Raw genomic sequence first — 26,130 nt, 5'->3', positions numbered from 1 at the left:
CCCGCTCCCCGAATCCGTCTCCTCCCCGGAAAGCAACGCCCCATGAGTGCTGCCACCCCGCGTCCCTCCGTGCTGTTCGTCTGCGTCCACAACGCCGGGCGTTCCCAGATGGCCGCCGCGTTCCTCACCCATCTCGCCGGCGACCGGGTCGAGGTCCGTTCGGCGGGTTCGGCCCCCGCCGACACGGTCAACCCGGCCGTCGTCGAGGCGATGAGGGAAGTCGGCATCGACCTCTCCGCCGAGACTCCGAAGGTGCTGACCGTGGAAGCGGTACGGGCGTCGGACGTCGTCATCACGATGGGATGCGGCGACACCTGCCCGGTCTTCCCCGGCAAGCGCTACCTCGACTGGCAGCTCGACGACCCGGCGGGGCAGGGGGTCGCCGCGGTCCGGCCGATCCGTGACCAGATCGAGCGGCGCATCCGGGGCCTGCTGTCCGACCTGCACGGCTGACCGGGGCGGGCGAGGGTCAAGCGGTGACCCCGGGTTGGCCGCACCCGAGGCGACCCTGAGCGAAATGGTCGATATGTTTCCTGTGTACGTGATGTCTCCTTCACGCTGAGTCGACCCCGCGGAGCTCCCATGACCTCGTTCCCGACCGATCTGGCCCCCCTGACCGGCCGCTACACCATCGACCCCGCGCACAGCAGGATCGGTTTCGTGGCCCGGCACGCCATGGTCACCAAGGTGCGCGGCGCGTTCAACGACTTCGAGGGCAGCGCCTCCTTCGACGGCGCCGACCCGGCCAAGTCGACGGGCAAGGTCACCATCAAGGCCACCAGCGTGGACACCCGCAACGCCGACCGCGACCAGCACCTGCGCAGCAACGACTTCCTCAACATGGACGAGTACCCGGAGATCACCTTCGTCTCCACCTCCGTGAGCCGCACCGACGACACCAGCTTCGAGGTCACCGGCGATCTCACCGTCAAGGGCGTCACCAAGCCGGTGACCATCCCCTTCAGCTACGAGGGCACCGCCACCGACCCGTTCGGCAATCTGCGGGTCGGCCTGGAGGGCGAAGTGACCATCAACCGCAAGGACTACGGCGTCGTCTGGAACGCCGCGCTGGAGACCGGCGGTGTCCTGGTCAGCGAGAAGATCAAGCTCGAGTTCGAGATCTCCGCCATCAAGGACGCCTGACGCCCCGAGCCCGAGACCCCGGTCTGAGGCGCTGAGCCTGAGGCCCTGAGCCCGAGGTGCCGCTGTCCGGAGTCCCCGGGCGGCCGGGTGGCCGGGCGTGACGGAAGGCGGGTACCGACATGGTGGAGGCATCGCCGGACGCGGAAGCGGACGAGGCAGAGGACTCCGCGGCCCTCGGGGGCTATCGGCCGGAGCTGAAGCGGACGCTCGGCTCCTTTCAGGTGTTCGCGATCTCGTTCGCGTTCATCTCGGTGGCGGTCGGCATCTTCTCGACCTACGACGACGTGCTCCAGCACGCGGGGCCGGTGGGCATCTGGCTGTGGCTCGTCGCGACGGTCGGGCAGGTGCTGGTGGCCCTGGTGGTGGCCCAGCTCGCGGGTCGTATCGCGCTCAGCGGCTCGTCGTACCAGTGGGCCTCGCGACTGGCCAACCCGAAGGTCGGGTGGGGGTTCGGCTGGCTGACCTTCTCCTATCTGGCGATCGCGGTGGCGGCGATCGCCAACGCGCTCGCGAGCCAGGCGTTCATGCCGCTCTTCGGCATGAAGCCGGACGAGGGAACCGCTCGCCTGATCACCCTCGCGATCCTGCTGATCCAGACCGTGCTGGTCGTGGCCTCGACCCGCCTCGTCAGCCTGATCAACTCGACCGCGGTGGGCCTCGAACTGGTGCTGGTCGTGGTGGTGGCGCTCGCCCTCGCGGTCGTGGTCCTGGCCACCGGCCGGGGCTCCCTGGACAACCTCACCTCGCGCGGCGTCACCGAGCACACGGCGCACTACTTCGACGTCGGCGGCGGACTGATGATCGCGATGATCATGGGTCTCGCCACGCTCGTCGGCTTCGACTCCGCGGCGAACCTGGCCGAGGAGGCCAAGGACCCCTTCCGCAGCATCCCGCGGGCGATCGTGGGGTCCGTCGTGGCCGCCGGTGTGCTCGGCATGGTGTTCCTGATCTGTCTCACCGTCGCGATCGAGGACATCCCGGGGGTCACCGCGAGCGAGTCACCGGTCGCGGCGATCATGCGGGAGCAACTGGGCCCTGAGACGGAGAAGGCGCTCCTGGTGGCGATCGCGATCGCGTTCTTCGGCGCCGGGACGGTCGTGATGGCCTCGTGCTCGCGGATCGTCTTCGCGATGGCCCGCGACGGACGGTTCCCCGCCCACCAGTTGATGCGCCGGGTCAACCCGCGCACGCACACGCCGATCCCGGCGACGGTCCTGATCCTCGTCGTGGGTGTCGTCCTGATGGTCGCGTTGCCGGGCGACGCGCTGCTTCAGCTGATCACGGCGGGGACGATCATTCCCGCGCTCGTCTACGGAGCGACGATCGTCCTGTATCTCGTGGTGCGCCCCCGGCTGGGCCGGAACAAGGGCGCCTTCGACCTCGGACGGTTCGAACTGCCGGTCGCGGTCTGCGCACTGGTGTGGACGGTGGCGTCCCTGGTCATGCTCGTCTCGCCGTCGGAGGCGCTGGTTCCGTCGCTGATCGTCGTGGGACTGATCGTCGCGGGCGGGCTGTTCTTCGTCGGCCTGCTGCTGTTCAACCGCCAGGCACTGGAGACCGAGCCCGGAATGTCGATGGCGATGCCGGTGGTGCCGAGCACGGACGAGGAGTAGCCCGACGGCTCCACCCCCCTCAGCCCCTTCCTTGCCGGGAGGGGCTTCTTCGGCGTGAGGGCGAGGCGGCGGGCGAGGCGCCGGGCAGGGTGCCGGACGGAGTGCCGGACGGTTGAGCGCGGCCGAAGTCCGGTCCCGGTCCCAAGTCCGGTCCCGGTCTCAAGTCTGGTCCGGCCCGCGTTCCCTTCCAAGGGTCCGCTACGAAGACTTTGCGATTGCACGAGGATCGCTTGAACCGCCCTCCACCTGGGCGGAGTCCACATTGTCCGCCTGAACGGCCGGTCGGTAACCGCACGTTCACCGGCCTCCACTTCCTCGGCTGTCTACGCGCGTGGTGTCATGCCCACGCCCACAGCCCCCCGGGTGGGTCTCAACTCGGTCAGGAGTCAGGCATGTTGTGGAAATTCCTCGGTCGCGCCGGCGTCACGCTGACGGCGGGCGTCGCCGTACTCGCCACCGCAGTCCCCGCGAACGCCGCGAGCTACACGGCGTTCGCCTTCTCCCGGAGCAGCACTCAGCCCGCCGTCTACGACTTCATCGACTCGGCCACCACCTCACTCGACATGACCATGTACGAGCTGGAGGACACCACGGCCGTCAACGACCTCATAGCCCTGGAGAAGAAGGGTGTCGCGGTCCGGGTGATCCTGGACAGCGCGCACAAGTCCGCGAACCAGACGGCGTACAACTCCCTGACGGGCGCGGGCGCCGGTGTGGCCTGGTCGTCCTCCACGTTCGTCTACACCCACCAGAAGACCATCACCGTGGACGGCGCCAAGTCCCTGATCCTCACCGGCAATCTCACCTCGCAGTACTACCCGACCGGCCGTGACTACGGCGTGTTCGACGACGACACCCGCGATGTCGCCTCGATCGAGAAGGTGTTCAACGCGGACTACGCCGGCACCGCGATCACCCCGACCGACGGCGACCATCTCCTCTGGTCCCCGACCGACTCCCGCAGCCGTCTGGTGTCCGTGATCAACAGCGCGACCAAGGCGCTCGACGTCGAGGAACTGGAGTTCAGCGACAGCACGGTGGTCAACGCCATCGCGGCCAGGGCGAAGGCGGGCGTCGCGGTACGGGTGGTCCTGGAGAGTCCCTCCAGCTACTCCAGCCAGGTGTCCGCGATCAAGGCGGCCGGCGGCACCGTCGTCGGGTACTCCGACCCCAACGGCTTCTACATCCACGCCAAGGCGATGGTCGCCGACTACGGACTGTCCACCCAGGCGGTGGAGGCCGGTTCCATGAACATCAGCAGCAACTCGCTGAGCAACAACAGGGAGTTGGGTCTCATCCTCACGGGAACGGGCGTGGCCAGTCCGTCGCCACGACCGTCGAGACCACGTTCGCCAGCGACTACGCGGGCGGCGCCGCGGCCTAGGCCTTGCCCGCGGGCCCGTGGGTAAGCCGCCGGTATCGGCCCAGCGTTGGAATGCGGATGCCCGAACGGCCGGCCGGCGCTAAGGGCTGTCCCGTAATCCCCGGCGGGCACACGACGACAGCTACGGCACCTCGCCGCGTTGTCGGATCGCCCGAATACGCCCAGTATGAGGACGACCCTCCGCCTTGCGATGCACCGCATCTGACGCCGTGCGCTGATCCACCGGGGATTACGGGACAGCCCTTAGCGTAGGCATCGTTCAGGTGCGCAGGTTGCGGCTACTTCTCCTGTCAAGGGAGCGACGCGGGTTCGAATCCCGCCGCCGGCCCCGGCCGGTGTCGTCCAGCGGCCGAGGATGCTACGTCGCCGCCGCCGACTCCGATCTCTGAACCCTTCGGCCGAGCCGCCCGCCCCGGGACATCCGGGTGGGCGGCTTCGTCGTACCGGGGCGGATGCCCCGCACGACCTCGGGGGAGTGGTCCTCGGCCTCTCGGGCGCCCCTCGGCATCTCGCTCACACGCCGCCGTTGACGGCGTCGCGCACCGGCTGCCGGGAGACCAGGACCCAGGGCTTGGGATGGCCCGTGCGGTCGGCGCAGTTCAGCGTCGCGGGGTGGGTCGTGGTGAACGCGACACAGGCGGCTTCCCAGATCTGGCCCGTGGTGGTGATGACGTCGAACTTGATGCGCTTCACCGTGGTGGACCGGTTGTGCGCGTTGACGGCCACGTCGCAGGGCACACCGGCGGCGCCGCCCGCGGGGTAGTCGGGGCGGGCGGTGAGGTCGGTCCACAGGGCGGTCTGCGACTCACCGGTCCGCTGGTCGCGGATGCCCGCGTACGTCCTTCCGCCGGTCAGGGCGAGACGGATCTCGAAGTCCTCGGACTCCTGCGCCGAGTCGAGGCCGACGCACGGTCCCGTCGGTCCTGTCGCGCCGGCCTCGCCCCGGGGGCCGGTGGCCCCGGCCGCGCCTGCCGCTCCGGCCGGACCGGGCGGGCCCTGGGGTCCGGCGGGCCCGGTTTCGCCCCTCGGGCCCCGTGGACCTCTGCACCCCCTCCGGCCGTCGGCGGGTTCGCTCGCGGGGGCCCTGTCGTCGAGGCGGTGCGGTCTGCATCGGTCGCCGCCGTCCGGGGCCGCGGCCGCGTTGCCCGAGGTGTTCAGGTCCGCCGGTGTCGCGGGGCCGACCACGCCGGACGCCATCACCAGGGCCAGCGAGGCGACCACGCCCGCCCTCTTGAACCGGCCGCGGGCCGGCGGGCCTGGCAGCAGTGCGGTCCGGGACTCGGGATTCATACGGGGGCGCTCCTTGAATCGATCGGGGGGATTTCCCTGAAGCCGATCGCGAGCTTGACCCGTTGACGCCGGTCGTACCGGTGCATTCTGTGGAACGCGCCATGCATATCATCAAATCAGCCCAATTAAGGACGTGACGGTGACTCCTATTCAACTGTCGGCTGTTGGTTCGAGGTTGGACTAGTAGCCGGTCGGGGGCGCGCCTGGGGCGGAGCCCGAAACCCGGAGCCCGGAGCCGGGTGAGCGGCAGCGGTGCCGGTCACCGGCACGGCGCATCCATTGCGGCGACCAGTGCGTCTACGCGGGTATGGATCTGGAAAAGCCGCCCGCCGCCCGGCCCGCCCCGCAGGCCGAGGGATGCCTCGCCGTCGCGATCCGCATTCCGGTGCGGATCGTGGTGCTCGTCCTCGTCGTGCCGGTACGGATGCTGTGGGACGCGCTCGCCGTCGGCGGAAGGATTCTCCGGGACGCGCTGCTCCGCCCGCTGGGGCGAGCGCTCGGGACGGCCCTCGGATGGCTGGCGCGGGCGCTGTTCGTATGGCCCTGGGTGGCGCTGTGGCGGTACGTCCTGCTGCCGGTCGGCGCGCTGCTGGCCCGGCTCGGACAGGTGCTGCTCGTCGTGCCCGCCGTGTGGCTGTACCGCACGGTCCTGACCCCCCTGGGGCACGGCCTCGCCCGCGTGGCCCGGGGGACCGGGGCCGTGCTCGCCCGGCTCTTCACGGGCGCGGTGACCGTGCTCGGCTGGTTCCTCGGCGGAGCCATGGCCGCGCTCGGGTGGTTCCTCGACGGTCTCGCGGCCGTGTGCGGCTGGGTGTACGCGCGGCTGCTCACGCCGGTCGGGCGCGCCCTCGCCAGGGTGCTCAAGGGTGTCGGCGTGGTCCTCGCGGCCGTCGCCTACGGGGCGTACACCGTGGTCGCCGCGCTGGTCCGGTGGCTGCTCGTGGTCCCCGCCGTGTGGCTGTACACCTGGGTCCTCACCCCCGTCGGCAGGGGGCTCGCGTTCCTGGCCGAGGGGTTCGTGCGGATCGTACGGATGATCCTCGTGGGCCTCGGTGCCGCGCTGTACCGGACCGGCCGTGTCCTGCTGGTGCTCCCCGCGCTCGCCGTGTGGCGCTGGGTCCTCGTGCCCGTCGGGCGGGCCCTCGCCGTCGTGGCCGGGGAGATCGGCGAGGCGCTCGGGCACGCCTGGCGGGTCGCCGGGTACGTCTCGCTCGCCGTCGGACGGTTCCTGGCGCGTCTTTTCCGGTGGACTTTCGTGGAACCGGCGCGCTGGGTCTATCAGGCCGTGCTGACTCCGGTCGGGCACGCCGTGCGCGACCTCGTGCTGAAGCCCGCGGCCGAGGCGGCGCGCGCGGTCCGGCGGACGGCGCGGCAGGCCCTGGAGGCCGCCCGCGACGGCGTCCGGCAGGCCCGCGCGGACTTCCGGCGGATGCTCTTCGGAGCCCCCGCGGAACCGCAGCCGGTCGCCCGGCGGGAACCAACGGCCGGTGAGACACGTACTCTAGGTAGCAGTACGACCGCACTCATGAAGGACTGAGCGACACTGGGCAAGCGACAGCCCGAAGGCCCGCCGCCCGCACCCGCGGTGCAGCGCATCCGACTGCGCTACACCAAGCGCGGCCGCCTCCGGTTCACCAGCCACCGTGACTTCCAGCGCGCCTTCGAGCGTGCCCTGCGCCGTGCCGCCGTACCCATGGCGTACTCCGCGGGGTTCACGCCGCACCCGAAGGTGTCGTACGCCAATGCCGCACCCACCGGCACGGGCAGTGAGGCCGAATATCTGGAGATCGCGCTCACCGAGCGGCGCGACCCCGAGAAGCTGCGCGAACTCCTCGACGAGTCGATGCCCCAGGGGCTCGACATCACCGAGGCGGTCGAGGCCAGCGTCTCGGGTCTCGCCGACCGGCTCACCGCCTCCGTGTGGGAGATGCGCCTCGACGGCGTGGACCCGGCGGACGCGGAGCGCGCGGTGGCGGCCTTCAACGCGGCACAGACCGTCGAGGTCAGCCGCCGGACCAAGAACGGCATGCGGACGTTCGACGCCCGCAGCGCCGTGGCGAGCCTCGGGACGACCGACGAGACGCACAGTCCACAGGCTGATAGGCCGACCGACCAGCCCTGTGCGATACTGCGGCTGGTTGTTCGGCACGTGACGCCTGCCGTTCGACCCGACGACGTCCTGTCCGGTCTTCGCGCCGTGGCCGACCTGGCGCCGCCGGTCGCCGCTGCGGTGACCAGGCTGGCGCAGGGGCTGTTCGATGAAGAGACCGGCACGGTGACCGACCCGCTCGCGCCCGACCGCGAGGCAGTCGCAGCCGCCCCAGCCGATCGCACAGGGGCCGCCGAAGCTGCCGCCGCGAAGGCGTCGGCGTAAGGAAGGTCCCGCGTAAGGACCGTTGTCGTAGCGCCGCCCTCGTATCCGGGAGCCACCTGGGTCGGGCAGCGCACCGACCTTAAAGACTTTCGCCAGGCCGTGCGCACACATGGTGTACGGAACCGGCGAGACAGGACACAGAGAGCTCCCGTGCGGCGCCCGCGCCCCGGACGGCGGCACCGCGCATCGCGCGAGCCGCGGACGTCACCGGCATCGCCGGACCAGGCGCGACGCCCGGGAGCCTGACGGGAGATCCACCCGCATGCTCGAGCCGATCGAACCCACCGAGGGTTCCGACAACAACACCCCCAGCGACACCCTGCCGCCGCGGCGCCGCCGCCGCGCCGCGTCGCGCCCCGCCGGTCCCCCGACCGCCGCCTCCGAGGCCGCGGCCGAGACCACCGCTCCGGCCATACCGGCCGTGGCGTCCGCCGACCTCGCCGAGGAAGCAGCGGCCGAGGCCCTGGCCTCCGCGAACGCCGAGGCCGAGGAGACGGACGAGACCGAGGAGGCCGCGGTCGAAGCGACCGAGGAGGCCCCGGCCACCGACGAGGCCGCCCCGCGCCGTACGCGCCGCCGTGCCACCCGTCGTGCCACCGCCCCTTCCGGCGCACCCGCGTCGGCCGAGGCCGCCGAGCCCGTCCAGGCGGACGAGGCCGTGGCGCCCGCCGTCGAGCCCGAGAGCCGGCCCGTCGAGGAGCCCGCGGCCGAGGAGCCGGCGCCCGCCGCCCGCAGCCGCCGCCGCGCCACCCGCCGTGCCTCCGCCCCCGCCGGAGCGCCCGCCGCGGCCGAGGCCGCCGAGGTCGTGACGGCCGCCGCCGAGCCGGTGGCCGCCCCCGCCGAGGAGCCCGAGCCCGAGGCGCCCGCCGCCGAAGAGGCCGCACCCCGCCGCACGACCCGCCGTCGTGCCACCCGCCGGGTCTCCGCTCCCGCCGGCGCGCCCGAGAGCGACACCGCCGACGAGCGCGTGGAGACGCCCGTGAGCAGCGAGCGCAAGTCCGAGGAGCCCGCGCGGGCGCAGGCCGTCGAGGCCGAGGCCACGCAGCCCGAAACCGCTCAGGCCGACGCCGCGCAGGCCGAGGACGGCGGACCGCGCCGTGGCCGCCGTCGCGCCACCCGCAAGGCCGCCGTCGGTTTCTCGGCACCCGCGCAGAAGACCGAGGACTCCTCGCGGCGCCCGGCCCGTCCGGCCGTCGCCGTGTTCCAGGCGCCGGTGTTCACCGAGCCGATGTTCCAGACGCCCGAGCGCGCCGCCGCCGCGGCCGCCGCCGAAGCGGCCGAGGCCGCCGAGGTCACGGAGGCCGTGGAGGCCGTGGAGGCCGTGGAACCGGCCGAGGCCGTGCAGGAGCCGGCGGCCGGACGCCGTCGCCGCCGTCGCCGGGGCTTCGAGGACGAGCCGCAGGCCGTGACCGAGGAGCCGCAGGAGTCCGTCGAGGACACCGAGCCCGTCGAGGACGCTGAATCCGCCGAGGACGCGGAGGACGCCGTCGAGGGTGACGAGGGCGAGGAGGAGTCCGCGGGCTCCCGTCGCCGTCGCCGTCGCGGTGGCCGCCGTCGCCGTCGTGGCGAGTCCGCCGAGTCGGACGCGGACGGCGAGGTCGGCGAGGACGACCACGCCGCCGAGCAGGCCGCGCAGGACGCCGAGGACGCCGCCGAGCAGGCCGAGGAGGACGCCGAGGACGCGGACGAGCGCGAGGAGGCGGGCGGCTCCAGCAGCAGCCGTCGCCGCCGTCGCCGTCGCCGTCGCGCGGGTGACTCCGGCGGAGATGCCGAGCAGCCCGGCGAGAACGACCCCGAGCGCACCGTCGTCAAGGTCCGCGAGCCGCGCGGCCGGCGCGAGGAGCAGCCCTCGGACGAGGTGCAGTCCATCAAGGGCTCGACCCGTCTGGAGGCCAAGAAGCAGCGCCGCCGCGAGGGCCGCGAGCAGGGCCGCCGCCGGGTTCCGATCATCACCGAGGCCGAGTTCCTGGCCCGCCGTGAGGCCGTCGAGCGGGTGATGGTCGTCCGCCAGAGCGGCGAGCGCACCCAGATCGGTGTCCTCGAGGACGACGTGCTCGTCGAGCACTACGTCAACAAGGAGCAGGCGACCTCGTACGTCGGCAACGTCTACCTGGGCAAGGTCCAGAACGTGCTGCCGTCGATGGAGGCGGCCTTCATCGACATCGGCAAGGGCCGCAACGCGGTCCTGTACGCCGGTGAGGTCAACTTCGAGGCGCTCGGCATGGCCCACGGGCCGCGCCGCATCGAGGCCGCCCTCAAGTCCGGCCAGTCGGTCCTGGTGCAGGTCACCAAGGACCCGATCGGCCACAAGGGCGCCCGTCTGACCAGCCAGGTCTCCCTGCCGGGCCGGTATCTGGTGTACGTGCCCGAGGGCTCGATGACCGGTATCAGCCGCAAGCTGCCCGACACCGAGCGCGCGCGTCTGAAGACCATCCTCAAGAAGATCGTCCCCGAGGACGCGGGCGTCATCGTGCGCACCGCCGCCGAGGGCGCGAGCGAGGACGAGCTGCGCCGTGACGTCGAGCGTCTTCAGGCGCAGTGGGAGGACATCGAGAAGAAGGCGAAGAGCGGCAACGCCCCGACCCTGCTCTACGGCGAGCCGGACATGACCGTCCGTGTCGTCCGCGACATCTTCAACGAGGACTTCTCCAAGGTCATCGTCAGCGGTGACGAGGCGTGGGACACCATCCACGGCTACGTCTCCCACGTGGCGCCCGACCTGACCGACCGGCTCTCGAAGTGGACCTCCGAGGTCGACGTCTTCGCCACCTACCGGATCGACGAGCAGCTGATGAAGGCGCTGGACCGCAAGGTCTGGCTGCCCAGCGGCGGCTCGCTGGTGATCGACAAGACCGAGGCCATGATCGTGGTCGACGTCAACACCGGGAAGTTCACCGGCCAGGGCGGCAACCTCGAGGAGACCGTCACCAGGAACAACCTGGAGGCGGCCGAGGAGATCGTGCGCCAGCTGCGGCTGCGCGACCTCGGCGGCATCGTCGTCATCGACTTCATCGACATGGTCCTGGAGTCCAACCGCGACCTGGTGCTGCGGCGCCTGCTCGAGTGCCTGGGCCGTGACCGTACGAAGCACCAGGTGGCCGAGGTGACCTCGCTGGGCCTCGTGCAGATGACCCGCAAGCGGGTCGGCCAGGGCCTGCTGGAGTCCTTCTCCGAGACCTGCGTCCACTGCAACGGCCGCGGCGTCATCGTGCACATGGAACAGCCGACGTCCATCGGCGGTGGCGGCAAGCGCAAGAAGCGCGGCCGCGGCGGTGCCGAGCAGGTCCACGAGCACGACCACGAGCTCACGCACGAGCAGGCCGAGGAGCAGGAGACGGAGACCGAGGCCGAGGTGGCTGCCGAGGTCGCCGCGCCCGTCGCTCTGGCCGAGACCGAGTTCCAGCCGGACGAGGAGCTGTACGGCAGCGCGGCCGAGGCGGAGGCCGCGGCCACCCGTGGCCGTTCGCGGCGCCGCACCTCCCGGCGCGCGTCCGCTCCGGCGGGTGCGCCGAGGACCGAGGAGCGCGCTTCCCGGACCCGGCGCGAGGAGCGCGCCGAGCGGGCCGCCTCGCGGTCCCGTGAGACCGCCGAGGCCGAGCCGTTCGCGTCCGAGGACCCGGTCGTCGAGGCCCCTGCCGCCGAGCAGCCTCCCGTAGAGGTGCCGGTCGCCGAGGCTCCGGCCGAGACCGTCACGGCCCCCGCGCCCGAGCCGGAGGCCGCTCCCCAGGGCCGTACGCGCCGTCGTGCGACCCGCAAGGTGTCGGCGCCGGCCGGTTCGCCCAGGTCGGCCGAGGAGGCCGTCGTGACGGTCACGGAGCCGGTCGCGGCTCCGGTGGCCGAGGCCCCCGCGCAGACCGCCGACGAGCCGGAGACGGCGTCCGAGCCGGTGGCCGAGGCCCCCGCCCCGAGCGCCGCGCCCGCCCGTCCGCGCCGTCGTGCCGTGCGCAAGGCCACCGCGCCCACCGCGTCCGAGGAGGGGGCCGTCGTGGTCGTCCCGTCGGCCGCGGCCGAGCCGGTCGCCGAGCCCGAGGCCGCCGGACAGGAGGCCGCCGAGGCCGACGCCGAGGCTCCGGCCGCCAAGAAGGCCGCGGCCCGCAAGACGGCCAAGAAGGTGACGGCGAAGAAGGCCGCCGCCAAGAAGACCGTCGCCGCCAAGAAGACGGTCGCGAAGAAGACCACGGCCAAGAAGGCGACCGCGAAGAAGACGGCCGCGAAGTCCACGGCGAAGAAGACCGCGGCGGCCGAGCAGACGCTCTCCACCGTCACGGCGGCCACCGACGAGAGCTGAGGCTCCGCACGGTGTCCCCGGCCCGCGCGACGCGCGGGCCGGGGACACCGCGTGACCGGTGGCACACCCGCGGGGACCGGCCTGGTTTGACCCTTTCGGCCGTGGCCCCGTAACCTTGACCGTCGGCGTGTCCCCTGACGCGCCGCACCCCGTAAACCTCTTCCTCTCGGACACCCCGGTGCCTGGGAGAGGCCGTCCGTGTTCATTCCCGGTCGGCTGGACTGCGGGGTTCCGTTCCGAGCGAAAGAGAGATCCGCGTGTACGCCATCGTGCGCAGCGGTGGTCGCCAGCACAAGGTTGCTGTCGGCGACATCGTTGAGGTTGACAAGATTCCCACCGCCAAGGTTGGCGACACGGTCGAGCTCTCGACCCTGCTCGTTGTCGACGGCGAAGCCGTGACGAGCGACCCCTGGGTCCTGGCCGGCATCAAGGTCCAGGCCGAGATCGTGGACCACCACAAGGGCGTCAAGATCGACATCCTTCGCTACAAGAACAAGACCGGCTACCGCCGTCGTCAGGGCCACCGCCAGCAGTACACGGCGATCAAGGTCACTGAGATCCCCGCGGCTGCGAAGTAAGGGTAGGGACTGAGACATGGCACACAAGAAGGGCGCATCGTCCACTCGGAACGGTCGCGACTCCAACGCTCAGCGGCTCGGTGTGAAGCGCTTCGGCGGTCAGACCGTCAACGCCGGTGAGATCCTGGTCCGCCAGCGTGGCACCCACTTCCACCCCGGCGTCAGCGTCGGCCGTGGCAAGGACGACACGCTGTTCGCGCTGGCCGCCGGTGCGGTCGAGTTCGGCACGCACCGTGGCCGCAAGGTCGTGAACATCGTTCCGGTCGCCTGACCGACCTGTCGAGGCTGATCCGGTTCCACGCGGACCGGATCGAAGGCCTCGGGGCCCAGGCTCCGTAGAACAGAAGTTCTTCGCGAGGCGGACCTCACTTCCCCCACGGGAAGTGGGTCCGCCTTTCGCGTGTTTACGTAAGAGACATTCCGTAGGTGCCGAGGCATCCGAGGCGCGTACGTACTGAAGTATCCGATGTAACCGAAGTGCTGGAGGCACCCCACATGACCACCTTCGTGGACCGCGTCGAGCTGCACGTCGCCGCGGGTAGCGGAGGTCACGGCTGTGCCTCCGTTCACCGGGAGAAGTTCAAGCCGCTCGGCGGCCCGGACGGCGGCAACGGCGGCCGTGGCGGTGACGTGATCCTGGTCGTCGACCAGTCCGTCACCACGCTGCTCGACTATCACCACTCACCGCACCGCAAGGCGACCAGCGGCAAGCCCGGCGAGGGCGGCAACCGCTCCGGCAAGGACGGCCAGGACCTGGTCCTGGCCGTGCCGGACGGCACCGTCGTGCTCGACAAGGCGGGCAACGTCCTCGCGGACCTCGTCGGCCAGGGGACCACGTACGTCGCGGCTGAAGGCGGCCGCGGCGGCCTCGGCAACGCGGCGCTGTCCTCGGCCCGCCGCAAGGCGCCCGGCTTCGCGCTGCTCGGCGTGCCCGGAGGCATGCAGGACATCGTCCTGGAGCTGAAGACCGTCGCCGACGTGGCGCTCGTCGGCTACCCGAGCGCCGGCAAGTCCTCGCTCATCTCGGTCCTCTCCGCCGCCAAGCCGAAGATCGCGGACTACCCCTTCACGACCCTCGTCCCGAACCTGGGCGTGGTCACCGCGGGCGAGACCGTCTACACGATCGCGGACGTGCCCGGCCTCATCCCCGGCGCCAGCCAGGGCAAGGGCCTCGGCCTTGAGTTCCTGCGCCACGTCGAGCGGTGCAGCGTGCTCGTCCACATCCTGGACACCGCCACCCTGGAATCCGAGCGCGACCCGATCTCCGACCTCGACATCATCGAGGAGGAGCTGAAGCAGTACGGCGGTCTGGACAAGCGTCCTCGCATGGTCGTCCTCAACAAGATCGACGTACCGGACGGCAAGGACCTCGCGGAGATGGTCCGCCCCGACCTGGAGTCGCGCGGCTACCGCGTCTTCGAGGTGTCCGCGGTCGCCCACATGGGTCTGAGGGAGCTGTCCTTCGCGCTCGCCGAGATGGTCGCCGCCGCGCGTGCCGCGAAGCCCAAGGAGGAGGCGACCCGCATCGTCATCCGTCCGAAGGCGGTCGACGACGCCGGCTTCACCGTGGTGCAGGAAGAGGACGGCCTCTACCGCGTGCGGGGCGAGAAGCCCGAACGCTGGGTGCGCCAGACCGACTTCAGCAACGACGAGGCCGTCGGCTACCTCGCCGACCGGCTCGCGCGCCTCGGCGTCGAGGAGAAGCTGATGAAGGCGGGCGCCCGCTCCGGCGACGGCGTCGCGATCGGCCCCGAGGACAACGCGGTCGTCTTCGACTGGGAGCCCACCGTCATGGCCGGCGCCGAGATGCTGGGCCGCCGTGGTGAGGACCACCGCTTCGAGGCTCCGCGTCCCGCCGCGCAGCGCCGCCGTGACCAGCAGGCCGAGCGGGACGAGTCGCAGAAGGAGTACGACGACTTCGAGCCCTTCTAGGGAGCGCTCGGCTCGCCCGGTATCGGGGTGACGACATGAAAGGGCGGGCCGGAGGACATCCTCCGGCCCGCCCTTTCATGTTCCGTGGGACGCGATCAGCTCTCGTCGCCCTGGATCTCCTCGGCTACGTAACTGCGGAGCCAGGTCCGGAAGTCCGGGCCCAGGTCTTCACGTTCGCATGCGAGTCTGACGATGGCACGCAGGTAGTCGCCGCGGTCGCCGGTGTCGTAGCGGCGGCCCTTGAAGACGACGCCGTGCACGGGGCCGCCGATCTTCTCGTCCGTGGCGAGCTGCTGGAGGGCGTCGGTGAGCTGGATCTCGCCGCCGCGGCCGGGCTCGGTGGTGCGCAGTATGTCGAAGATGTGCGGGTCGAGGACGTAGCGTCCGATGACGGCGTAACTGCTGGGCGCGTCGGCGGTGTCCGGCTTCTCGACCAGGCCGGTGACCTTGACCAGGTCGCCCTCGGCGGTGGCCTCGACGGCGGCGCAGCCGTAGAGGTGGATCTGCTCGGGCGCGACCTCCATCAGCGCGATGACGCTGCCGCCGTGCTGTTCCTGGACCTCGACCATGCGGGCGAGCAGGGGGTCGCGGGGGTCGATCAGGTCGTCGCCGAGGAGGACGGCGAAGGGCTCGTTGCCGACGTGCGGGGCGGCGCACAGGACCGCGTGGCCGAGGCCCTTGGGGTCGCCCTGGCGGACGTAGTGCATGGTGGCGAGGTCGCTGGATTCCTGGACCTTGGCGAGCCGGCTCGCGTCGCCCTTCTTCTGGAGGGCGGATTCGAGCTCGTAGTTGCGGTCGAAGTGGTCCTCGAGGGGGCGCTTGTTGCGGCCGGTGATCATCAGGACGTCGTCGAGGCCGGCCGAGGCGGCCTCCTCGACCACGTACTGGATCGCCGGCTTGTCGACGACCGGCAGCATCTCCTTGGGAGTGGCCTTGGTGGCCGGCAGGAACCGGGTTCCGAGGCCGGCCGCGGGAATGACAGCCTTGGTGGGCCGGGACATCACGTGGTGCTCTTCTCTCTCGTTCCGCACGTCAGGCGCCGATGAGGCCGCGCTCGCCGGTCGGCTGCAACGGAATGCGCGCCTTGGCGACAGAGGCGGGGGCGGGCGCGGGCGTCCGCTCGTCCAGGGGCAGTACGGCGGGCGAGGGCTCCTGGCCGAGGAACAGGTGGCGCACGACGCGCTCCGCCGCGTTCCCGTCGTCGAACTGGACGAACCGCTCGCGGAACGCGGCACGCAGCTCGGCGGCCTTGGCGCCGTTCCAGGCTCCCGAACGGAAGGCCTCGATCAGCTCGTCCTCGTTGGTCGCGGTCGCTCCCGGGGTCTCGCCCGGCTCGCCGGAGAGAATGTTGAAGTAGACGCCACGGGCCCGGCGGTAGACCTCCCAGTCGTCCGCGTACGTGACGATCGGGCGGTCGAGGCTCGCGTAGTCGAACATGATGGAGGAGTAGTCGGTGATCAGCGCGTCGGACGCCAGGCAGAGGTCCTCCACCACCGGGTAGTTCGACACGTCCCTGATCAGGCCCCGCTCCTGCAACGCCTTCAGCTGGGGGTCGGCACCGTAGAAGTAGTGCGTGCGCACGAGGACGACGTAGTCGGGCCCCAGCTCACGGCAGAAGCGCTCCAGGTCGATCCGGGGCACGTAGCCCTTCTGGTAGTCGCGCACCGTCGGGCAGTACAGGACGGCGGTCTTGCCCTCCTCGATACCGAGTTCACCGCGGATGCGCAGGACGTCCTCGGCGGTGGCCCGGAAGAAGACGTCGTTGCGCGGGTAGCCGTACTCGACCGCCTCGAAGGCGCAGGGGTACACCCGCTCCCAGGTCTCCGTGGAGTGCTGGTTGGAGGTCAGGCTGAGGTCCCACTTGTCGGCCCGCTCGAGCATCTTGGCGAAGCTCATGTTCTTGGCGGCGGCCGGGTACTTCTGCTGGTCGATGCCCATCTCCTTCAGCGGAGTGCCGTGATGGGTCTGAAGGAATACCTGGCCGGGGCGCTTGACGATGTTGTTCGGGAAGTTGACGTTGTTGACGAGGTACTTGGCCCGGGCCATGACCTCCCAGTACCGCGGCGAGTTGGCCACCACGTAGTCGACGCCCTCGGGCATGTTGTCCACCGCGTCGGGCCGCACGACCCAGACGCCGTGGACGTTCGGGGCGAGTTCCTTCGCCTTGTGGTAGACGGCCGCCGGGTTGCAGGCGACACCGCGGTTCCAGTAGGCCGTGTAGACCGCGAGGTTCTCGTCGATGGGGCGGCGCAGGTGCAGCCGGTACAGCCGGTTGTACGCGCTCTTGCCGAGCTTCGTCTTGACCTTGACCGCGCGCTGGATCACCTGGTGCCGGGTGCTGGCGGCGGTCGTCACGGCCGCGTACGCGGTGTAGGAACCGCGCTCCAGCAGCTGGAACCTGACGCCCTGCGAGCCCTCGGGGAGAACGAAGCCCTTCGGCTTGAAACGCTTGTAGTGCGTCGCCGAGAGCTTGAAGAATTCCGCCCGGTCCTTGGGGACGATGCGGTCCTCGCGGGCGAGGGTGAACAGGAAGTGGCTGGCCGTGCGCTCGAACAGCATCGCGCGCACCGACTCGAGATGAGGGCGTTCGTCGAGGAACTCGAAGAGGCGGGCGTACTGTTCGAAGATCCCGAAGTGCTTGCGGCCGGGCGTGCGCATGGAATTGCCCTGGCGGCGCTGGCGGTACTCGACACAGACGTGGTCGGTGGCGGCGATGCGTTCCGCGGTCAGCATGGTCTTGTAGACCATGAGCGCGTCTTCGTAGATGCCGTCGGTGAAGATGAAGTTGTTGCCGACGTAGAACTCGCGGCGGTAGGCCCGGTTCCAGACGACGGCGAACATGGTGAGGAACTCGGGACGCTCCAGCGCGGTGAAGACGTCGGTTCCCGCGCCCGCGAGGAGTTCACCGGCGGCGCTTTCCTGGACGCGGTTGTTCCAGTAGGTGCGGACGTGGTTCAGCAGCAGGATGTCGGGGTCGCCCGTGACTTCGAGGCGGTCGGCTATCGCCTGGAGCGCGCCCTCGCCGAGGGTGTCGTCGCTGTCCAGGAACAGGATGTACTCACCGCGCGACTTCAGAGCACCGGCGTCCCGCGCCTTTCCGATGCCCTGGTTCTGCTCGAAGTGCACGGGTATGACGCGGCTGTCCAGGGCGGCGTATTCATCGATGATCCGGCCGCAAGCGTCGGGGGAATGGTCGTCGATAACGACTATTTCGAAGTCCCCGAAAGACTGGGAAAGAATGGAATCCAAGCATGCACGCAGATATCCCTGAACTTTGTAGACAGGAACTACGACGCTTATTTTCGGCGAAGCGTTTCCATTCGCAACGGTCATGCTTGGGACTCCCGGACTGTCGGTCAAACTGAACTGCGCCCCGCTACCGGGGCTACGGTGCAGGGCGCAAGAGGCGCAAGGACGGCAACATTAACGTTTGCTGAAGTCTACCGTACGCGGCCTCGCGGATCGGTCCCACCATAGGCCCATCCGTTCCAGGTCAATGGGGGTGTGGTGAGCCTCACCGATGCCCTCGCGGCGGTCAGACCAGGACCTCCTTGTAGTAGACGCTCGTCTTCTTGCTCTGGTCCGTGTCGGATGTGAAGGAGCTGAAACCGCTGCACAGGCGCAGTGCCTGCGGGTTGCTCGGGTCGGGGATCTGGATGGCCATCCCTTCGGGCTCGCGGTAGGAGAGCGTGTACCCGGCCTTGCTGAGTTTCTGCTCGGTGACGGTACCGGTGTTCCAGTCCACAGATGTGATGTAGGTGTTGCCGTTCGGTGACACGGATCCGTTCGTTCCGTACGGCGAGCCGGCCAGGAGGTAGAGGTAGCCGCCGTAGCTCGCGAAGCCCTGGAAGGTGTCGGTGTAGCCGGGCTGGAGATCGGCGGGCTGGGCGACGTCGGCGAGGGCGGTCCGGCTGCCGGACTTGAAGGCAGCGAGGTCGTACAGGCGGAACCGGAAGGCGCCGCTCACCCGGCAGCGGACCGCGAGCCGGTTGTTGACCGGGTCGATGGCGCAGGTGGTGCGGTCGACGCCGTTTTCCAGGGTGTATTGGGTCAGTGCGGGGGAGTCGGCGGTGAGCACCGTTCCGTTGGCGAATTCGAACCGGGCGAGCCGGTCGCCCCAGCCTGTGTAGGTGGTGCCGTCGGAATTCAGGCTGCGGACATTGTGCGTCTCGGTCCAGACGTAGGCGCCGGAACCGGTGGCCTCGACGCCGATCTGCACACCGTGACCGAAGCCGCGCAGATACATGGTGCCGAGGATGTTGCCGGACGTGTCCAGGCGGGTCAGGCAGAGGTCGCCGTTGGCCTCGCGGTCCGCGCCCGAGTAGGTCTGTGTCTCGCCGGGCAGTTGGAGTCCGCCGTCGACCAACTGCACCGTGAAGAGGTGCCCGTTGGTGTTGTCGAAGGCGAAGGACTGCAGTACGCGGGTGCCGCCCAGCTGCACCTCGCGCAGCAGCGCGGTGGACGCGGCGGTGAGGTCGAACCGCTTACTGGCGGCCACGGAACCGGGTGCGGCGTCGTCCTGCGCGGCGCCGCGGGAACGCGCGAGGCCCTGAGCCACCCCGATGGAGACGGCCGGAACGGCGGCCGCGCCGGCGACGATTCCAGCCGTACGCAGAAAGCGTCTGCGATCGAGCATGGTAATTGACCCCCTGAGGAAAAGAGAAAAGCGCCACGGTTCGCGCCTTTGACGCGCAAATGGGACATGCTGCGCCAAAGGGGAGCTGGCTGGATTACCGACGGGCCATTAAAGCACCTGAGAAATCCGGTGCGGCAGAGATGATGGTGGCGCGATTTCCCCTTGGTCATGGAGGCGCAAATTCTTCACCAAGGGGTCTGCGGGGTTCGCGGCCTGCATCGCGCTTTGTCGGAATTGATCCGGTTAAGATTCTGGTTAACCTCTGGTCCACGTGTGTTCGTGACATGTTGGCTTTGCGTGCCCTCATGTCATGAACCCGTCATTTTGACCGTTTATGGTCGATATTCGACCAGGGGTGGGGTTTCGTGATGCGTGCGTCATACAGACGCGGCTTCGTCGTAGCGGTTTCCAGCGTGCTGTTGTCAGGTCTGGTGTCCGCGCCGGCGTTCGCCGTGGTCGTCGGCGCGGCAAAGCCGAAGGACACGACCGTCAGTGTGTCCGCACGCAAGGGCGCGAAGGTGCCCGGGCAGCAGGCGGAGCCGACGATGACCAGGGCGCCGAAGGTGTCCTGGCCGAAGGGGGTGACGGCCAGGGTCGATCTCTCGGCCGTCAAGCCCGGAAAGCCCAGGGCCGTGGCTCCCTCCGGTGCCGTGGTCGACGCCTCGGCCGGCAGCGCCGCGGCCGAGTCCGCCGTCGTCTCGGTCCAGACCCCGACGGCCGCGCAGATCATGAGCGCGGGAGTGCCTCCGCAGTCCGCGTTCACCCGCGCCCGGAAGGGCGCCGTCACCTCGGACAGGGGCGGCCCCGGCCTGGTCCCGTCGGCCCAGGCGCCCAAGGACCTGGACCTCCAGGTCCTCGACCGGGCCAAGGTCGAGAAGCTCGGCGGCATCGGCATGGGACTGCGCCTGACCCGCAAGGACAGGAAGGTCGCGCCCGGGCCGGTCGGCGTCACCATCGACTACTCCGCCTTCAAGAACGCCTACGGCGGTGACTTCGCCTCCCGGCTGCGGCTGGTGCAGATGCCCGCGTGCGCGCTCACCACGCCGGAGGCGCGCGGCTGCACCCCGGACACCCGCCACTACGTCCCCGTCCACAACGACCTGAAGACGGGCAGGCTGACGGCGACGGTGTACGCCGACGCGGACCCCGCTACGACGGTCGGGACCGAGACCCCGACCTCGCAGCTGTCCGGGACCGAGGCCCCGGCCGCGAAACTGTCCGGCGCCCTGATGTCCGCGGCCGTCACGACCGCCACGGTGACCACGCTCACGACCAGTTCGTCCTCGGACGCCGGTGACTACCGGGCCTCCACGCTCAGCCCGAGCGGCAAGTGGGACGTGTCGACCGGTTCGGGTGCCTTCACCTACGACCTGCCGATCACCGTGCCGAAGGCGCCGTTCGGCACGACGCCGGACCTGTCCCTTTCCTACAACTCCCAGTCGGTCGACGGCCGTACCTCCGCGACCAACAACCAGGCGTCCTGGGCGGGCATGGGCTGGGACCTGAGCACCGGCTCCATCGAGCGGCGCTACAAGAACTGTTCCCAGGACATCAACAACACGGTCGGCGACCTGTGCTGGCAGTCACCGAACCACGGCACCGAACCGGACGGCGCCGAATACACCATCAGCCTCAACGGTGTCGACTCGGCCCTGATCCAGGACGGCAACGGCACCGGTTCCTACCACGTGCAGGACGACCCGGGCTGGCGTGTACAGCACCTGACCAACGGGCACGGCGCGGACGACGAGTACTGGGTGATCTCCACCCAGGACGGCATGCGCTACTACTTCGGCTGGGGCCGCGCCGAGCGCACCGGTGACGCGACGCACTCCGTGCTGACCGTCCCGGTGGTCGGTGACGACGCCGGGGAGCCCTGCCACGCCCAGTCCCCGGAGCCCTGCACCCAGGCCTGGCGCTGGAACCTGGACCGCGTGGTCGACCCCAACGAGGTCGAGAACGCGTACTTCTACGACAAGGACACGAACTACTACCGCTCGGTCGTCAACACCGACAAGGCCCGTCAGTACGACGCGGCGAGCTACCTGACGCGGATCGAGTACGGCTGGGCCTCCCAGATCCCCGGCGCGAAGCTGCCGGCGAAGGTCGAGCTGTCCCACGTGGGCCGCTGCGTGGAGCGGATGAGCTACGACGACCCGCTCGGCAAGGAGCCCCCGGCCTGCCCGGCGCTGTCCGATAAGCCCGCTTCCTATCCCGACGTCCCCACCGACCTGATCTGCCGTGGCCCCGACAACGGCGACGACTGCAAGGGCAAGACGTACTACCCCACGTTCTTCACCACCGACATGCTGTGGGACATCAAGACCTACGTCAGTGACGACGGCACGACGTGGGACCCGGCGATGCAGTACCAGATGAAGTACGGGCTCCCCAACCCCGACGGCACGGTGGGCAAGACGCTCTGGCTCGACTACGTCCAGCGCAAGGGGTACGGCGACGGCGCCGACCTGCGCCTGCCGGTGATCAACTTCAACGGTGAGTGGCTGGACAACCAGGTCGGCTCGTCCACGCTCAACTTCCGCCGTGTGAACAAGGTGTACGGCGACCTCGGCTCGGTGACCAGCGTCACCTACGGCCAGCCCGACGCCTGCGACATCAACAGCCTGCCAACGGAGTCCAGCAACACACAGGACTGCTTCTGGCAGAAATGGTCACCCGAGGGCGACTCCACCACGCATTCGGGCTGGTTCAAGAAGTACGTGGTCACCCAGGTGTCCGTGGACCCGGGAGTCGGCAAGGGCGCCGGCGATGACGGCGACCCCGTCCAGACGACCCGCTACGAGTACCACGGCGGCGCGGGCTGGCGGTTCACCAACGACCCTCTGGTCTCGGACTCCGACGAGACATGGTCGGACTGGCGCGGCTACCAGCAGGTCGAGGTCTTCACCGGCACCAAGAGCAACGCTGCCTCCACCTACTACTGGCTCTACCGGGGCCTGGACGGCGACCGCACCTCCAAGACGGACACCTCCGCGACCCGCAGCGTCACGGCCGTGGATGGTTTCGGCACCTCCCGGACCGACTCCGCCTGGCTGGCGAGCAAGACCCTCGAGTACTCGAAGCGCGACGGCGCCGGCACCTCCCACCAGCGCGTCCGCAAGGAGTACTGGGTCCACGACACGGCCCACTACGACGGCCTGCCGGACGCCCGCTTCGTGCGCGACAGCCAGACCACGACCGACAACCTGACGTCCACGGGCTGGCGCGAGAGTGTCGTCAAGGACGAGTACGACGACACCAGCTCCACCAGCACCACCTACGGCCTGCCCCTGCGCACCAACGACTGGGGCCAGGTCGACACCGACGACAACCGCTGCACCACCTACGGCCGCGCCTACAACACGTCGAACTTCCCCAGTTCCGACGTCAAGCGCTGGATGGTCTTCCAGGACGAGAAGCGTCACTACGCCGCCGACTGCGCCGACCGGGCGGCGGCCAACCAGGACGCGTACCAGGTGACGCTGTACGACGGGTCGGGATCCGTCACGGACAACGACGCTGCCCTGACGGATGGCAATGCCACGGAGGAGCGCGTCTACACGGACGCGGCGACCTTCCGTTCCACCCGGTCCGACTACGACGGCGCGGGTCGCCTCATCGCCAGCTACGACGGCAGGAACAAGAAGACCACCACGACCTACTCGCCGGACACGACCTGGCCGACCGACGGTGTCAAGGTCACCACTCCGGATCCCGACGACGGCGGCCCCGCCGCGGCGGAATCCACCACGACCTGGTACTCCCGCCTTTGGGGTGCTCCGTACCGGATCCTCGATGCCAACGGCCACACCACGCGGATCGTCCTCGACTCCGTGGGCCGCTCCAGCCAGGTGTTCAAGGCGACGGAGATCGGCAACTACCCTGCCGGCGACCCGTCGATGAAGTTCACCTACTCCATCCCGACCGGGACCAACAGTGACGGTGTGCCCGACATGGTGACCGGGGCGCCCAAGGTCACCTCCAGCGTCCTACAGTCAGAAACCACGTACGTCGCCTCCACCACGTACCTCGACGGTCTCGGCCGTACTCGCGAGACCCAGTCGACGGCACCTGACGGCGTCGGCCGGGACGTCGTCTCCACCCGCTACGACACCTCGGGCAACGTCACCGGCACCTCCGCCACCTTCTACAACGCGAGCGCGGCCGGCTCGGGCATGGTGCTGCCGACGGTCGACGACCTGCCCTCCTACACCGACCCGGTGATCGACTGGGCAGGCCGGACCGCGCAGACGCGGACCCTGGTCAACGGCACGCCCCAGGCTGCGGGCAACACCCGTACCTACTACTACGGCGACTACACCACCACGGTCCCGGCCACCGGCGAGCGCACCGACACCTACACGGACGTCTTCGGGCAGACCACGAAGGTCGTCGAGCACGGACCGGCCAATGCGAGCACCACGTCGTACGGCTACACGCGCAGTGGCAAGCTGCTGACGATCAAGGACAGCAAGGGCAACGTCACCACCTACGGCTACAACTGGGCCGGTGACGAGACCTCGGTGGCCGACCCCGACGCCGGTTCGTCCTCCACCAAGTACGACGAGAACGGCAAGCTGAGCACCAAGACCGACAACGGCACGACACTGACGTACCAGTACGACAACCTCCAGCGCCAGAAGACCGTTTCGCAGGGCGGCACGCTCCTGTCGCAGCTGGACTACGACACCGCGACCGGCGGAGTCGGTCAGCTCGCCGCGGCGACGTCGTACGTGAACGGCAAGGCGTACACGGAGGCGGTTGCCGGATACGACGAGCGCGGACGGGTGACGGGCAGGTCGTACACGATCCCGGACGACGGCTCCGGGCTGGCGGGCAGCTACACGGTCGGTTACGGCTACGACCTCGCCAACCACATGACGTCGATCAGCTACCCCGAGACCGGTGACCCGTCAGCCGGCCGACTGCCGGCTGAGAAGGTGACCACCTCCTACACGGCCCAGGGGCTCCCGTCCAAGGTCTCCTCGCCGCTGGCCACCTACCAGTCGAACATCGGCTTCGACCGCCTGGGACGGCTCAACGCCCGTGCGTTCGGCGCGAGTGGAGGTTCGGACGCCACGGCGAGCCGTGCCTACACCTACAACGACTCCGACGGCAGCGGGAAGCTCTCCACCGTCCAGACGACGGTGACGACGGGCGCGACCACCAAGACCGCACAGAACGACAGCTATACGCGTGACCTCGGTGGCCAGATCACCGGTGTCACGGACGCCGTGGCCAAGCAGAGCGAGTGCTTCAGGTACGACGAGCTGAACCGCCTCAGCCGGGCGTGGACCACCGAGGCCACCGACGGCTGTACGGGCGCGGCCGCATCGGATCTGAGCAGCAGTCTCGACCCGTACGACCAGTCGTATTCCTACGACGATCTCGGCAACCTGATGTCCGTCAAGGACACCACCGCCGCGGGATCGACGACGAAGAAGTACACCTACCCCGGGTACAGCGCCGACGGCTCCACGTACACGGCGGGCCAGGCCCACCCGCACGCGGTGACCCAGGCCGGATCCGACAGCTTCACCTACAACGCGGCGGGCCAGATGCACACCCGCACGGTGAACGGCGACAGCTCGACGATCGACTGGAACGCCCAGAACCGGGTCAGCCAGATCACCACCACCCGCAAGGCCGGTGGCACCGAGGTCTCGGCCTACGTGTACGACACGGACGGCAACATCCTGCTGCGCACGTCGAAGACCGAGAACGTCCTATACCTCGACGGCCAGGAACTGCACAAGGCCACCGGCGACGGCGTCAAGGCGACGCGTCTGTACAACGCCGCCGGTACCGCGGTCGCCATGCGTCAGGGGGACGGCTCGGCCAACGGCAAGCTGAGCTGGCTCATGAACGACACCCAGGCGTCGACGGCCCTGCTGATCACCATGGGTGGAGTGTTCACCCGACGCCGCTACACCCCGTTCGGCAAGCAGCGCAATGTCGGGAGCGGCGACCTGCCCTCCGGCCTCGACCGCGGATTCCTCGGCAAGCCGGAGGACGACAGCACGTCACTGTCGCTGCTCGGCGCGCGCATGTACGACCCGACGCTCGGCCGGTTCATCAGTCCGGACGAACTGATCGAGCCGTACACGCCGCAGGCATTGAGCGCCTACAGCTACTCCGACAACAACCCCGTCAACTCCACCGACCCCACGGGCCTGAGCAATCAGATCAAGTGCCAGATGGGCAAGGACTGCTCGGACAGCGCGGAGAAGGCGGACAAGTACACGGCCCCTCCGCTCGACAAGGCCACGAAGCCGGGCTTCGACTGGGATGCGTACTACGACCAGATGGAGAAGGTCTACCAGACGCAGAAGGCGATCCAGGCTGTTGCCAAGGCTATTCCTGTGATCAACGTCCCGTTCTCGGATATCGCTGGCACTACGGCCCGTTCGCGCTCCGGTTCCAATGTGCTGAAGTTGCTGAAGGGGTATGTCCCGAAGGCCACGGGCACCTGCGGGACGGTTTCCATCTCTTTCGGAATCGCCCTCTCGGTCAGCGCCTGTCACCTGTTCGACTTCGCAGGCAAGGATTCCGAAGGCACGACGATCACGCCCAGTATCGGTCTGGGCGGGGTGGAGGCCAACTACAGCATCGATGAGTTCTACTCGAACGCAGACGACCTGAGCCAGCTGACAGGGTGGGGAGGTCAGCTCGATGCCAGCGTGGGTGAAGGGGTGACGGGCCACGGCTCGATCGGCACGGGAGGAGCTCACAACGCTGCCGGTGCACTCGTGTACGGCGCGCAGGTCGGATTCGGAGGGGGCTTGAACTGGATTCCGCCCGCTGTGCCGGCGAACCTCACGGCCGGCGTCGGATACACGTTCCTCTGGCCCTTCAGCTGAGTGTTGATATAGAGTGCGGCGGCTCGCCGGTT

General features: G+C 69.5%; 15 protein-coding genes. 11 read left to right on the top strand and 4 right to left on the bottom strand.

Annotation, left to right across the window (positions count from 1 at the left end; all coding sequences use genetic code 11):
- Positions 1-42: 42 nt before the first annotated feature.
- From ACZ4AA_RS02520 to ACZ4AA_RS02505, 4 genes are all read left to right on the top strand, one after another.
- Positions 43-453: an arsenate reductase ArsC gene (locus ACZ4AA_RS02520; RefSeq protein ID WP_467593977.1), complete on the top strand. Its 411-nt coding sequence runs from the start codon at positions 43-45 to the stop codon at positions 451-453.
- A gap of 129 nt (positions 454-582) precedes the next feature.
- Positions 583-1,143, top strand: a complete 561-nt coding sequence (locus ACZ4AA_RS02515) for a YceI family protein (protein WP_467593974.1) — start codon at positions 583-585, stop codon at positions 1,141-1,143.
- Between the two features lie 119 nt (positions 1,144-1,262).
- A complete protein-coding gene (locus tag ACZ4AA_RS02510; protein ID WP_467593971.1) occupies positions 1,263-2,756 on the top strand; it encodes an APC family permease in 1,494 nt (497 codons plus the stop codon).
- Between the two features lie 392 nt (positions 2,757-3,148).
- Positions 3,149-4,165 (top strand): phospholipase D-like domain-containing protein, encoded by a 1,017-nt coding sequence (locus ACZ4AA_RS02505; RefSeq protein WP_467593968.1) that lies wholly within the window; start codon positions 3,149-3,151, stop codon positions 4,163-4,165.
- Positions 4,166-4,653: 488 nt separating this feature from the next.
- On the opposite strand, the gene ACZ4AA_RS02500 is transcribed toward ACZ4AA_RS02505, so the two are convergent.
- Positions 4,654-5,430 (bottom strand): hypothetical protein, encoded by a 777-nt coding sequence (locus ACZ4AA_RS02500; protein WP_467593965.1) that lies wholly within the window; start codon positions 5,428-5,430, stop codon positions 4,654-4,656.
- A 307-nt stretch (positions 5,431-5,737) separates the two neighbouring features.
- Here ACZ4AA_RS02500 and ACZ4AA_RS02495 point away from each other — a divergent pair, with 307 nt between their 5' ends.
- The 6 genes from ACZ4AA_RS02495 (at position 5,738) to obgE (ending at position 14,602) form a co-directional block, all read left to right on the top strand.
- A complete protein-coding gene (locus tag ACZ4AA_RS02495) occupies positions 5,738-6,967 on the top strand; it encodes a hypothetical protein (protein WP_467593962.1) in 1,230 nt (409 codons plus the stop codon).
- Positions 6,968-7,015: 48 nt separating this feature from the next.
- Positions 7,016-7,804, top strand: coding sequence for a TIGR03936 family radical SAM-associated protein (locus ACZ4AA_RS02490; protein ID WP_467593959.1), 789 nt, complete (start codon positions 7,016-7,018; stop codon positions 7,802-7,804).
- A 262-nt stretch (positions 7,805-8,066) separates the two neighbouring features.
- A complete protein-coding gene (locus tag ACZ4AA_RS02485; protein WP_467593956.1) occupies positions 8,067-12,092 on the top strand; it encodes an Rne/Rng family ribonuclease in 4,026 nt (1,341 codons plus the stop codon).
- A 257-nt stretch (positions 12,093-12,349) separates the two neighbouring features.
- A complete protein-coding gene (rplU, locus tag ACZ4AA_RS02480; protein WP_164320786.1) occupies positions 12,350-12,670 on the top strand; it encodes a 50S ribosomal protein L21 in 321 nt (106 codons plus the stop codon).
- A 16-nt stretch (positions 12,671-12,686) separates the two neighbouring features.
- A complete protein-coding gene (rpmA, locus tag ACZ4AA_RS02475) occupies positions 12,687-12,941 on the top strand; it encodes a 50S ribosomal protein L27 (RefSeq protein WP_037618784.1) in 255 nt (84 codons plus the stop codon).
- Positions 12,942-13,165: 224 nt separating this feature from the next.
- The gene (obgE, locus tag ACZ4AA_RS02470) at positions 13,166-14,602 is read left to right on the top strand and encodes a GTPase ObgE (protein WP_467593952.1); all 1,437 of its coding nucleotides are present in this window, start codon (positions 13,166-13,168) and stop codon (positions 14,600-14,602) included.
- Between the two features lie 95 nt (positions 14,603-14,697).
- Here the strand turns inward: obgE and galU are convergent, their stop codons facing one another.
- From galU to ACZ4AA_RS02455, 3 genes are all read right to left on the bottom strand, one after another.
- Complete coding sequence (gene galU / locus ACZ4AA_RS02465; RefSeq protein ID WP_467593949.1) at positions 14,698-15,603, bottom strand: UTP--glucose-1-phosphate uridylyltransferase GalU; 906 nt, start codon at positions 15,601-15,603, stop codon at positions 14,698-14,700.
- A gap of 31 nt (positions 15,604-15,634) precedes the next feature.
- Positions 15,635-17,935, bottom strand: coding sequence for a bifunctional glycosyltransferase/CDP-glycerol:glycerophosphate glycerophosphotransferase (locus ACZ4AA_RS02460; protein WP_467593946.1), 2,301 nt, complete (start codon positions 17,933-17,935; stop codon positions 15,635-15,637).
- A gap of 202 nt (positions 17,936-18,137) precedes the next feature.
- Positions 18,138-19,238: a phage baseplate protein gene (locus tag ACZ4AA_RS02455; RefSeq protein WP_467593943.1), complete on the bottom strand. Its 1,101-nt coding sequence runs from the start codon at positions 19,236-19,238 to the stop codon at positions 18,138-18,140.
- A 368-nt stretch (positions 19,239-19,606) separates the two neighbouring features.
- Here ACZ4AA_RS02455 and ACZ4AA_RS02450 point away from each other — a divergent pair, with 368 nt between their 5' ends.
- Positions 19,607-26,098, top strand: a complete 6,492-nt coding sequence (locus ACZ4AA_RS02450) for an RHS repeat-associated core domain-containing protein (RefSeq protein ID WP_467593939.1) — start codon at positions 19,607-19,609, stop codon at positions 26,096-26,098.
- Positions 26,099-26,130: the final 32 nt, after the last annotated feature.

The organism is Streptomyces sp. NPDC024698 (assembly GCF_055559015.1).
This window is presented reverse-complemented; position numbering and strand designations above follow the sequence as displayed.

What these genes read in the sequence shown, in the direction of transcription:
- rpmA (WP_037618784.1), top strand. Translation starts at nt 12,687, where the DNA reads ATGGCACACAAGAAGGGCGCATCGTCCACTCGGAACGGTCGCGACTCC.
- ACZ4AA_RS02485 (WP_467593956.1), top strand. Translation starts at nt 8,067, where the DNA reads ATGCTCGAGCCGATCGAACCCACCGAGGGTTCCGACAACAACACCCCC.
- ACZ4AA_RS02450 (WP_467593939.1), top strand. Translation starts at nt 19,607, where the DNA reads ATGCGTGCGTCATACAGACGCGGCTTCGTCGTAGCGGTTTCCAGCGTG.
- ACZ4AA_RS02495 (WP_467593962.1), top strand. Translation starts at nt 5,738, where the DNA reads ATGGATCTGGAAAAGCCGCCCGCCGCCCGGCCCGCCCCGCAGGCCGAG.
- ACZ4AA_RS02460 (WP_467593946.1), bottom strand. Translation starts at nt 17,935, where the DNA reads ATGACCGTTGCGAATGGAAACGCTTCGCCGAAAATAAGCGTCGTAGTT.
- ACZ4AA_RS02515 (WP_467593974.1), top strand. Translation starts at nt 583, where the DNA reads ATGACCTCGTTCCCGACCGATCTGGCCCCCCTGACCGGCCGCTACACC.
- obgE (WP_467593952.1), top strand. Translation starts at nt 13,166, where the DNA reads ATGACCACCTTCGTGGACCGCGTCGAGCTGCACGTCGCCGCGGGTAGC.
- ACZ4AA_RS02500 (WP_467593965.1), bottom strand. Translation starts at nt 5,430, where the DNA reads ATGAATCCCGAGTCCCGGACCGCACTGCTGCCAGGCCCGCCGGCCCGC.
- ACZ4AA_RS02455 (WP_467593943.1), bottom strand. Translation starts at nt 19,238, where the DNA reads ATGCTCGATCGCAGACGCTTTCTGCGTACGGCTGGAATCGTCGCCGGC.
- ACZ4AA_RS02505 (WP_467593968.1), top strand. Translation starts at nt 3,149, where the DNA reads ATGTTGTGGAAATTCCTCGGTCGCGCCGGCGTCACGCTGACGGCGGGC.
- ACZ4AA_RS02510 (WP_467593971.1), top strand. Translation starts at nt 1,263, where the DNA reads ATGGTGGAGGCATCGCCGGACGCGGAAGCGGACGAGGCAGAGGACTCC.
- ACZ4AA_RS02520 (WP_467593977.1), top strand. Translation starts at nt 43, where the DNA reads ATGAGTGCTGCCACCCCGCGTCCCTCCGTGCTGTTCGTCTGCGTCCAC.
- galU (WP_467593949.1), bottom strand. Translation starts at nt 15,603, where the DNA reads ATGTCCCGGCCCACCAAGGCTGTCATTCCCGCGGCCGGCCTCGGAACC.